The 10,693-nt window shown below is 64.4% G+C and carries 11 protein-coding genes; 3 read left to right on the forward strand and 8 right to left on the reverse strand.

The genetic code is table 11. The features are described 5' to 3' along the window. A partial coding sequence (locus AC5RV2_RS10005; RefSeq protein ID WP_494092197.1) for an endonuclease NucS domain-containing protein occupies nt 1-874 on the forward strand: 874 nt, incomplete at its 5' end. A gap of 99 nt (nt 875-973) precedes the next feature. Beyond that, nucleotides 974-1,306 carry a hypothetical protein gene (locus AC5RV2_RS10010; protein WP_494092198.1) on the forward strand — a complete coding sequence of 111 codons (333 nt, stop codon included), beginning with the start codon at nt 974-976 and terminating at the stop codon, nt 1,304-1,306. Between the two features lie 32 nt (nt 1,307-1,338). Here AC5RV2_RS10010 and AC5RV2_RS10015 read toward each other — a convergent pair whose 3' ends face one another. The 3 genes from AC5RV2_RS10015 to AC5RV2_RS10025 form a co-directional block, all read right to left on the reverse strand. Next, on the reverse strand, nt 1,339-1,971 hold the full coding sequence (locus AC5RV2_RS10015) for a DUF4240 domain-containing protein (protein ID WP_494092199.1): 633 nt from the start codon (nt 1,969-1,971) through the stop codon (nt 1,339-1,341). Between the two features lie 108 nt (nt 1,972-2,079). Continuing rightward, nucleotides 2,080-2,370 carry a hypothetical protein gene (locus AC5RV2_RS10020; RefSeq protein WP_494092200.1) on the reverse strand — a complete coding sequence of 97 codons (291 nt, stop codon included), beginning with the start codon at nt 2,368-2,370 and terminating at the stop codon, nt 2,080-2,082. A 337-nt stretch (nt 2,371-2,707) separates the two neighbouring features. Then, a complete protein-coding gene (locus tag AC5RV2_RS10025) occupies nt 2,708-3,028 on the reverse strand; it encodes a fibronectin type III domain-containing protein (protein ID WP_494092201.1) in 321 nt (106 codons plus the stop codon). Between AC5RV2_RS10025 and AC5RV2_RS10030 the strand changes: the two genes are divergently transcribed. After that, entirely contained in the window at nt 3,018-3,209 is a 192-nt protein-coding gene (locus AC5RV2_RS10030) for a hypothetical protein (RefSeq protein WP_494092202.1), read from the forward strand. The genes AC5RV2_RS10025 and AC5RV2_RS10030 overlap by 11 nt on opposite strands. Before the next feature lie 91 nt (nt 3,210-3,300). Here the strand turns inward: AC5RV2_RS10030 and AC5RV2_RS10035 are convergent, their stop codons facing one another. The 5 genes from AC5RV2_RS10035 to glpK all read right to left on the reverse strand — a co-directional run bounded on the left by AC5RV2_RS10035 (nt 3,301) and on the right by glpK (nt 10,557). Continuing rightward, the gene (locus tag AC5RV2_RS10035) at nt 3,301-3,513 is read right to left on the reverse strand and encodes a hypothetical protein (protein WP_494092203.1); all 213 of its coding nucleotides are present in this window, start codon (nt 3,511-3,513) and stop codon (nt 3,301-3,303) included. Between the two features lie 29 nt (nt 3,514-3,542). Continuing rightward, nucleotides 3,543-3,971, reverse strand: a complete 429-nt coding sequence (locus AC5RV2_RS10040) for a hypothetical protein (protein ID WP_494092204.1) — start codon at nt 3,969-3,971, stop codon at nt 3,543-3,545. 1,407 nt (nt 3,972-5,378) lie between these two features. Next, nucleotides 5,379-6,371: a DegV family protein gene (locus AC5RV2_RS10045; protein WP_494092205.1), complete on the reverse strand. Its 993-nt coding sequence runs from the start codon at nt 6,369-6,371 to the stop codon at nt 5,379-5,381. 17 nt (nt 6,372-6,388) lie between these two features. Continuing rightward, nucleotides 6,389-8,878, reverse strand: a complete 2,490-nt coding sequence (leuS, locus tag AC5RV2_RS10050) for a leucine--tRNA ligase (protein WP_494092206.1) — start codon at nt 8,876-8,878, stop codon at nt 6,389-6,391. Nucleotides 8,879-9,042: 164 nt separating this feature from the next. Next, nucleotides 9,043-10,557, reverse strand: coding sequence for a glycerol kinase GlpK (gene glpK / locus AC5RV2_RS10055; protein ID WP_494092207.1), 1,515 nt, complete (start codon nt 10,555-10,557; stop codon nt 9,043-9,045). Nucleotides 10,558-10,693: the final 136 nt, after the last annotated feature.

Consider the following 10,693-nt stretch of genomic DNA (forward strand, 5'->3'; position numbering starts at 1 on the left):
GGCGGAACTCCGCCCCATAAGCCGTGGGCATGGTCAACATCCTTCCACGAGCACCAGCTCGCTAGGTCAAGGAGTCAACAAAACCGGGGGCAGTCCCAACAGTGTGTTCCTCAACATGTACCCGGACAAGTCGCGCATAGCCGCCGGCCTTGCCATGGGCAACCTCTGGGCCGCGTGTGAGGGGATAGGCGAAGGCGATATGGTGCTTGCGCCGAAACCAGGGCGGACTTACCAGTACGGCATTGTCACCGGGCCCTATGAGTATCATCCCGGCACCGAACTTCCACACCGGCGTCGGGTCGACTGGAAGGGAACGCTGAACAAGGACGATATGAGTCCGACCCTGGCATCTTCTACTGGCTCGATGATGACGGTCTTTCAACTGACCGCGCACACGGCAGAGCTTGCCGCCCTCACACAGTTGGCAGACCCGGCCCAACCTATCGCACAAGCAATCTCCTCGCAGGTCGAAGACCAGCTTGCGTTTCAGATGGAGAAGCAGCTCGAAGACTTCCTGGTCCACAACTGGCGCAGCACTACATTGGGCCGGGAATACGACATCTACGAGGAAGACGGCCAGCTCAAGGGCCAGCAGTACCTCACTGACACCGGGCCAATGGACATTCTCGCGGTCAGCAAGGACCGAACCAAGCTGCTCGTCGTTGAGCTAAAGCGGGGACGAGCCAGCGACGCCGTCGTCGGCCAAATCCAGCGCTATATGGGGTTCGTTCAGGAAGCCCTGCTCGAACCCGGTCAGAGCGTTGAGGGCGTAATCATTGCCCAAGAGGACGATTTGAAGATTCGCCGGGCACTGTGCATTGCCAAAAACATACGGTTCATGAGGTACCGGGTTGAGTTCCACTTGGAATCATGACCGCGTCTAGTCTTGCGCTGGAAGGTTAGTAGCAGCGTTGTACCGGCACATCAAAGGAAAAGGACCGTTCCGTGGCTGATTTGAGACTGTTCCGGCTTAATGGCGGAGAAGTTCACCGCGTATAACGCCAAGAAGGCAAAGTTCCAGGTCAAGTCCGGCAGTCAATGGAAGACCATCAAGACTGTGGACCTGAAGGGCGGCAAGGCGTCGGGCAAGGTAAAGCGGGCTGCCAAAAAACAGTACCGGGTCACATTCAGCGAAGCGTCGCGGGCAAGCGGGTGCGACGTCGAAGACCGTGACGAAGTAACGCCACAAGCACACGGAGGATCCCGCTCCCTCGCGCCCCTGCCCGGTCGCGCGACCGGCAGCTCCACCTTCCCCAAACCCCGCTTTATTTCTTCGCACCGATTAGGCCGCGACCCCAGCTGCTGATCGGTGAATCTAGTCTCAGACCCGCGCCCGGGTCATTCCAGCGGCAGCGGGGTCAGCTCCGGGAAGACGGCATCGAGCTCGGATTCCTCCCACTTTTTGCCTGAGGGCTCGTCGATGTCGAAGACGCCGGGGTGGTCCGGGTAGTCGTCCCACATCTGTCGCCCCGTGAGGTATGCATAGGTGTCGGCGGCAACGTAGGAGAGCAGTTCCGCCTCGGCAACTTCTTCCTCATCGGTCAGGCGTCCATCTGCCAAGGCCGACGGGTCGTCGCGGACCGCCTCGAAGTAATCCGGCCCCTGCGCGATAACCCAGCTGCGAAAATACTCGAAACAGTCGTCCCCGCAGCCGTTCTGCACCAGGAAGGCCGCACCCCAGAGATCCCAGGAATAGAGTTCGTCATGGTGTCGGGCGAACTCCATGTCGAACTCAGCGATCTCTGCTGCGGGAAGCTTCGCCAGACACTCTTCGAGAGCGGCTGTCTGCCTTTGAATGCTGCCCCCCGAGGCCGACTGGGTGTGCGCGATGATGTCCCAAAAGCCGCCGTCTTTGACGGAAGCTACTCCGCCGCAGTGGCCCGTCGCAGCCGACTCCTCATCGGAGCCGCAGCCGGCCAGCATGACCACAGCGGCCACCAGCAGCGACGCCGTCCAAACCTTCGCTCTCATGCCCCGAAGCAGCCCTTCACAATCGCCCGTCTGGTTGAGTGGCCACCTCGTTCAGGCCGCTTCTCTTGGAACAGGAAAGGCGGTAGGGCCGAATGCACAAAGGATCGCTTACCAACGGTCGACCGACCGGCTCTCCAGGTCCGCGGACTGGAGCATCACCGGCAGGGCATCGATCTTCACCAAAGCCCTGTATACCGACCCAACGAGCAAGACCAAGCCCACGATGCCAAGTAGCCCTCCGAAAACCGTTACACCGAGGAACAGGCCACCCAGCTCAGCGGAGGGATCGGCGAAAGCCGCGCGTGCTCCGAACGTCAGGGCAATGAAAACAATTAGCGGACCAGCCAAAATAAAGCTGATACCGCTCACGAAAAACCCTGCCGCGTTTTTGTACTTCATATTCTCCCCCTTGAATGAAATCGTTTTCTCAGTTTACGCCGCCGCGTTGACCTGCTGGTGCTGCGGCGGGAAAGATGAGCGACTAGTCCATGGAGGTCGCTGCTCAACTATTCGTCCTTAAAGGTGGACATAAAGAAGGCGAGTAGCTACGAATGACTTCCCGCCTTCTCTGCCGCGGTAGGCGAGGTTACCTCTTAGTCCTCACACGGTCATTATCGGCCGTTCATTAGGCAGCAGTAACGAGAAGAATCCCCCGAGGAGCGTAAGGCTGCCTCCCGGGGGATTCTGTGTCGCTGGCCTGGGCAGGCCCTTGTGTTCCTTGGCTTGGCCGCAGGGCTTACGGGCAGCGGATCTGTGCGCCGTTTTTGTCAACGGTCCAGCAGACTTTGTCGGAGGGGTTGATGGGGACAACCCCGCCGCCGCGCGGAGGCGCCGGAACAGCCGGCGCCTTCTTCGTCCTCACAGTCTTAGCGACGGTGGAAGAGGACTTTTTGACCTTCCCGTTGACGGACTTCGCGTTCGCTTTCACGTACACCTTGTAGCTGGTGTTGGCCTTCAGCTTCGTGAACGTCGCCTTGGTGCTGGTCGTGGTGTAGACCTTCACCGTTTTCTTTCCCTGCTTCAGCGTGACGGTGTAGCCGGTCACCTTGCCGGTCACGGCAGGCGTCTTCCACGAAACCGTGACGCTGCCCTTCCCGGCCGAGGTCTTGACGGACGCCGGTGCGGCGACCTTCACCGCGGAAGCCGAAACCGTCTTCACTACCTTGGAGACCGAGGAGGAAGACTTCTTAAACTTTCCGTTGGCAGAGACAGCATTGGCTTTCACGTACAGCCTGTAGCTGGTGCCGGCCTTCAGTCGGGTGAAAGTCTCTTGTATGAGGGCCGTTTACGAAGACGGAGAATCTCTCCAATAGATTCTTCCGTCGAACTCTAAATTGGCGTCTTCCAAACCGTTAGAGCAGTCAAGAAGATGATGGCGAACGCCGCAATGCACAGACCTCCAGTAAGGCACAGGGCGAGCATCATCCTTCGTTGCGGCCCGAACGGCTCCCCTTCTCGTCGGGGATGTGTAATGGCGAAGACGGATGAGATCCCTACCAGTACCAGGCCGACGATGAGAAGGATCAGCGCTTCGGGATGCATGGGCCCATCCTTGCACCTCAACCTGACCACTACGTCTTGGTGGAGCCACGCCGATCGGTTCCCAGCCATTCCGCCCGCGTGCCCTCCGGCCGAAACATCTGCCCGATCAGCCCGCCGACTATCAAGGGAAAGTACGCGACGGAGAGCAGGTCGCCGGAGTCAACCAGCAGCTGCGATGCAACCGCCGTCGCCGCGACGGCCGCGACTAGGCCGGTGATGATCAGCTGCCACCGAAACGGTTCGAACGCCAGCGGCCGGCCCTTTTGCGTTCCTCGCAGCAAAGACAGGACACCAAATGCCCCCATGGTCATACCGAAGACCACCCAGGCAATCCGGAATGCAATCTCCGCTCCGTCATCAGGGCTGGAGACCAAGGCCATCACCAGCGTGGCAAGAGAGAGCAAGCCAATGACCCAGGCGCCCGCCGCCAGTTGACGCCTTCGCTTCGATGTCCCCATCTGCCCATCAAAGTTCATCCGCAAGTGGCCGTCAACGCATGGGTTATGAGACTGCTGGCCGTTCAATGCTGGGGGTGCTGGGCGCATCCAAATGGGAATGGCATTTGAGAAGGAGCAGGATCAATATGGCCAGCAATGGCCCGAAATGCACCAGTGGGTGCTTGTATAGGAAAGCCTTGGTGGCGCGTTTGAGCCTTTGCAGACGTAAGGGTGTAAGTGCGGATTTACCCAAAAGATGAAGCGCGGAGGCTCACCCGGTTGGATCTTGGGACCTTGGGCTGTCGACCGACACTTCGCCGGTTTTCAGAGTCTGTCTCAGGCAGTCTGCGATCCGCTGAGCATCCTTCTCCGTCGCTGATGCGATGAGTTTGATACCCAAGTGCGACGAGGGCATGTCGAGCGACTGAATGGTTTCTTCAATGCTTGGATCATCCAGGCATGCGTCGTAGGGCCCGCTTCGTGGGCCGAGAACGCTTACATGCCACCGGCCCGACGTCCCCTGCGTGGCACTAGGCTGGGCATCGGCACCGCTGGACCCGCATCCCGCAATGGCTAGCGTGAGGACGCTCAGGATCGCTGCCAAAACGTAACGGCCTGCGCCCACCGTTCCTCCTGGTTTCATCTGACCTATGGCACTGACAATACCGGCTGGCTTAGACAAGTGCGTGGGGGGCCGGCGTATGCGTACTTTCCTGGAATGTGCCGTCTTCTACTGGCGCCCCTGCGTATCGAGTGTGTACTTATTGCTAACGAGAAGACCAAAACGGATCAATGTAGGTTGATCTCGGGCCCCCGAGGTGAAGTAGGGGTTAGTCTCCCAATGTGAAGCCTCCGCGGCGCACTCCTGGTCGTCGCGGGAGAGCTTATGCCCTCGTCAGATCCTTGTACTACCAGTGGCCTTGGTAGCTCTGTCCATAAGGGCCTGTAGTCGCTCTTCGAAGGTCTCCTGAGCGCCGAAGAAAACAGCGTCCGTGAGTCGCGGCCCAAAAGTATCGAAAGCATGCGCTTCGACTTCCGAACCGTTCCCGTCCGGGGCCGGTCGGGCTCGGATGTCTATCCCGACTGGCACCTTGTCTCGGCCCAGCGATAGCAAATTGCCCCACAAACGGTAGTGCCAATTTGACCCAGTTCGGACTTGGACCAAGTCACCTTCGCGGTTGATCTGGCCACCCTCCGATGCGAACGCTTCGGCGATAGCTGCCAAAGCCGCTTCCCGAGAGAGCGCCGATGTCCAGTGTTGAGTTTTCTCGAACATCGGTTTGGGTTTGGTTCCGCGTGAATTTGACACCATCGCATCTCCTCGTTTATGTCATTTGAGGAAAGCATATTGCCGAAACACAAACATGCCGGTGGAAACTCCGGAAACCGCCCACTCCCGTCCGACGAATATCCGTGCATGCCAGTTATCTAACGGGGACTCCTCGTATTGTTTACAACCGTGAGCAGATCCAGGGGCGGCGTCGGCGGACCGACGACCACCGCGACGACGCCCAGGCCGGTGTGGGCGGCCAGTACCGAGGGAACAGGGGTCAGCAGCACCTCGTCGCTCAGGTACTGCTGCAGGGTTTCCGCGATGGCCCGGCTCTCGGTTTCGTTGCCGAAGTAGTGCACCGCCACCCGGGGTTCGTAGTCGAGTTCCTCGATCCGGCGCACCACCAGCTGCTGCAGCCGGGCCTGGGCGCGGGCGGCGGTCCGCACCTTCTCCAGCGGCAGGATGGCACCGTCGCGGATGGCCAGCAGCGGCTTGATGGCCAGCAGGGTGCCGAGCAGGCCGGAGGCGGCGGAAATCCGGCCGCCGCGGCGCAGCTGGTCCAGGCTGGGCACGTAGAAGAAGACGTCGGAACACACGGCCGCCGCCTTGGCTCGCTCCGTCACGGCCTGCCGGTCGAGACCGCTCTGCGCTGCGATGACGGCGTCGATGACGGCGAATCCTTCACCCAGCGCGGCGCTGCGCGTGTCCACCACTTCCACCGGGATGCCCACGCCGTCGGCCGCCAGGCCCGCCGCTTCGATCGTGCCGGAGAGCTCGGCCGAGAGGTGGATGGAGACGATCGCGTCGAAGCCCAGGTCTTCGAGCTCCCGGTAGGTCCGCTCCAGCAGCCCCGGCGAGGGGCGCGACGTCTTGATGTCGCGCCCCTCGGCGAGCCCGACCGCCAAGGCGGACGCGACGTCGTCGACGCCTTCCCCGTAAATCTGCCCGGAGATCATGACCGGCATCGGCACCACCCGCAGCCAGTCCGCGGTGTCCGGCTGGTTGACCCAGTCCGCGGGCAGCGAGGCGGCCGAATCCGTGACGACGGCGACCCGGTGCCGCGGCGGCTGCCCCGGCCGGGCAGGCGCCTGCTGCTGCTGATGCAGCAGCTGCTTGGACCGCTGTACGAGGTGCTCGAGCCAATTCATCGGGGCCGGGCCGCCGGTCAGGCCGGCACGATGTTGACCAGCTTCGGCGCGCGCACAATCACCTTGCGCACTCCGCGGCCGTCAAGGGTCCGGATGATCTGCGGCGAGGCCAGGGCGAGCTTTTCCAGCTCGTCCGCGTCGACGTCGGCTGCCACCTCCAGCCGGTCGCGCACCTTCCCGGCCACCTGCACCACGGCCGTCACGGTGTCCTGCACCAGCAGGGACTGGTCCACTGCCGGCCAGGATGCCTTGACCACCGACGGTTCGTGGCCCAGCCGGGCCCAGAGGTCCTCCGCGGTGTAGGGGGCAAACAGGCTCAGGATGATGGCAACGGCCTCGGTGGCCTCGCGGACGGCCGGGTCGGCGGCACCCGGACCGGCGTCGATGGCCTTGCGGGTGGCGTTAACCAGCTCCATCAGCCGGGCGATGACCACGTTAAACTTGCCGGCGTCGAGCAGTTCCGCCGCATCGGCAACGGTCCGGTGGGTGACCGAGCGCAGGGCGCGGTCGCCGTCGTCGTAATCCGTGCCCGGGGCGGAGGCGACGTCCTGTCCCAGCCGCCAGGCGCGGGCCAGGAACTTGGCCGAGCCGGAGGGCGAAACGTCCGCCCAGTCCACGTCGTCTTCGGGCGGCGAGGCGAAGATCATGGTCAGGCGCACGGCATCCACGCCGAACTTGTCCAGCTGCTCGCCCAGGTCCACGCCGTTGCCCAGCGACTTGCTCATCGCCTTGCCGCCGTTGAGCACCTGGCCCTGGTTCAGCAGCGCACGGAACGGCTCGTCGAAATCGATCAGGCCCATGTCCTTGAGCACCTTGGTGAAGAACCGGCTGTAGAGCAGGTGCAGGATGGCGTGCTCGACGCCGCCGACGTACTGGTCCACCGGCAGCCAGCGGGCCGCGGCGTCCTTCTCGAACGGGCCCTCGGCGTAGTCCGGGGAGGCGAAGCGCAGGTAGTACCAGGACGAATCCACGAAGGTGTCCATGGTGTCGGTGTCCCGGCGGGCGGCCTTGCCGCAATTCGGGCAGTCGGTGTTGACCCAGTCCGCGGCGGCGGCCAGCGGCGAGGTGCCCTTGGGCGACAAGGCTTCGCCGCGCAGGTCGTCGGGCAGCCGCACGGGCAGCTGGTCATCGGGAACCGGAACCTCGCCGCACTCGTCGCAGTGGACGATCGGGATCGGCGCGCCCCAGAACCGCTGCCGGGACAGCAGCCAGTCGCGCAGCCGGAAGTTCACGGTCTTCTCGCCGGTGCCGGCCGCCTCCACCAGGTCGATGGCGCGGGCGATGGCCTCGGTCTTGGATAGGCCGTCCAGCTCGCCGGAATTGATCAGCGTGCCTTCGCCGCTGGTGGCGATCCCGGTCTCGGCCGGGTCCCCTTCCCCGGTGTCGACGACGGCGCGGACCGGCAGGTCGAAGGCCTTCGCGAAGTCGAGGTCGCGCTGGTCGTGCGCCGGGACGGCCATGATGGCGCCGGTCCCGTAGTCCGCCAGCACGTAGTCGGCGGCCCACACCGGCAGCTTTTCGCCGTTCAGCGGGTTGATCGCGTAGCGGCCCAGGAACACGCCGGTCTTCTCGCGTTCGGTGGACTGGCGCTCGATGTCCGAGAGTGCCTTGATCTGCTCCCGGTAGGCCATCAGCGCATCGTGGTGCTCCGGGGCCACCAGGTCCAGCGCCAGGTGCGCGTCGGCCGCGACCACGAAGAAGGTGGCGCCGTTCAGGGTGTCCGGGCGGGTGGTGAAGACCGTGACGTCCTGCGCCGGGCGTCCGCCCGCTTCCTCCACCGTGAACCGGACGTGCGCGCCCTCGGAGCGGCCGATCCAGTTGCGCTGCATCGCCAGCACGCGCTCCGGCCAGTGGCCCTTGAGCTCGTCCATGTCGTCCAGCAGGCGGTCGGCGTACTCGGTGATCTTGAAGTACCACTGGTTCAGGCTCTTCTTGGTCACGGGCGTGCCGCAGCGTTCACAGGCCCCGTTGACCACCTGTTCGTTGGCCAGCACGGTCAGGTCCTTGGGGCACCAGTTGACCGGGGAGTTCTTGCGGTAGGCCAGGCCGCGCTCGTAGAACCGCAGGAACAGCCACTGGGTCCAGCGGTAGTACTCCGGGTCGGAGGTGTGCAGCCGGCGCGACCAGTCGGCGCTGATCGCGTAGCGCTTGAAGGACGCCGCCTGGGTTTCGATGTTGGCGTAGGTCCACTCGCTGGGGTGGGCGTTGCGCTGGATCGCGGCGTTCTCGGCCGGCAGGCCGAAGGAGTCCCAGCCGATCGGGTGCAGGACGTCGTAGCCCTTCAGCCGCCAGTAGCGTGCCACGACGTCGCCCATGGCGAAGGCTTCGGCGTGGCCCATGTGCAGGTCGCCGGAAGGGTAGGGGAACATGTCCAGCACGTAGCGGCGTTCGCGGGAACCGTCGTCGGCGGGAGCGAAGACATCAAGTTCCTCCCACACGGCCTGCCACTTGGCCTCCATGGCGGAGAAACTGTACTCGTGCTGTTCCGTTCCCGGCTGCGTACTCACTGTGCTTGCCTCGTCCTCTTGTCTGTACTGCGCACTGGCCTGACTCCCCTAGACACACAAAAGCCCCTCGGCATCGGAGGGGCGGGCCGCTGAAGCAGGGCCTGGGCCCCGCGGCAGCGGCTAGCTAAGGAGCAGTGCGAACATGGGACCACTTTACCGCACGTTCACAGGACATCGTCGTCGACCCAGTCGAGGGTCCGGGTGACCGCTTTCTTCCACAAACGCAGCCTGCGTTCCCGCTCCTCCGCCTGCATCTGCGGCTCCCACACCTTGTCCTGCACCCAGTTCCGGGACAGCTGGTCCGTGTCCTCCCAGAATCCGACGGCGAGGCCCGCGGCGTAGGCCGCTCCCAGCGCCGTCGTCTCGGTGACCCGCGGCCGCATGACGGGCACGCCCAGGATGTCCGCCTGGAACTGCATCAGCGCATCGTTGGCGACCATCCCGCCGTCGACCTTGAGGCCGGTCAGCGGCACCGCGGCGTCGGCGTTCACCGCGTCCAGGACTTCCCGGGTTTGGAAGGCCGTGGCCTCCAGCGCGGCCCGGGCAATGTGCGCCTTGGTCACAAAGCGGGTCAGGCCCACCAGCGCGCCGCGGGCGTCCTGCCGCCAGTACGGGGCGAACAGGCCCGAGAACGCGGGCACGAAGTAGCAGCCGCCGGTGTCCTCGACCGTGCCCGCCAGTTGCTCCGCCTCCTGCGCGGACGAGATTAGGCCCAGGTTGTCGCGCAGCCACTGGATCAGCGACCCTGCGACGGCGATCGACCCCTCCAGCACATAGTGCGGCGCCGCCTTGCCCAGCTGGTAGCCCACTGATGTGAGCAGGCCGTGCGACGACCTGACGATCTCCTCGCCCGTGTTGACCAGCACGAAGCACCCGGTGCCGTACGTGTTCTTGGCCTCGCCGGGGTTGAAGGCCGCCTGCCCGAACGTGGCCGCCTGCTGGTCGCCGAGGATGCCCGCGACCGGGACGTGCCGCAGCAGCTGCGAGCCGTGCACGGTCGCATAGGGCTCGGACGAGGAGCGGATCTCCGGCAGCATCGCGGCCGGCACGCCGAAGGCGTCCAGGATCTCCCGGTCCCACTGCAGCGTGCGCAGGTCCATGAACAGGGTGCGGGAGGCGTTGGTCACGTCGGTGGCGTGCGTGCCGCCGTCCGGCCCGCCGGTTAGGTTCCACAGCACCCAGCTGTCGGTGGTGCCGAACAGCAGCTCGCCGGCCTCGGCCCGTTCCCGCGCCCCGGCCACGTTGCGCAGGATCCAGGCCAGCTTGGTCCCGGCGAAGTAGGGCGCCAGCGGCAGCCCGGTCTGCTCGCGGAAGCGGTCCACCCCGCCGTCGGCGGCCAGTTCGTCGCAGATCTGCTGCGTGCGCACGTCCTGCCAGACGATCGCGTTGTAGACGGGCCGGCCGGTGCTCTTCTCCCACACCACCGTGGTTTCGCGCTGGTTGGTGATGCCGACGGCGGCGATGTCGTGCCGGGTCAGGCTGGCCCGGGACAACGCCGTGCCCACCACCTCGCGGGTGTTGTCCCAGATTTCGACCGGGTCGTGCTCCACCCAGCCCGGCTGCGGGAAAATCTGCCGGTGCTCGCGCTGGCCGGTGGAGACCGGCGTCCCGGCGTGGTCGAAAATAATCGCGCGCGTGGAGGTGGTCCCCTGGTCGATCGCCAGCACGAACTCCGCCATCTGTGTCCTCCACGCTCGGGTCCGGGCTTCCGTGCCCGGCTGCTGTTGAACCTAACCGGCGGTGCACGCCAGCGTCAATCGGGCGGGCCGCCGCCGTCGTCCGCCGTGCTGCCCCATTGCGGCGCCCGGGCCGGCC

It is taken from the genome of Arthrobacter sp. Y3225116, assembly GCF_059091245.1.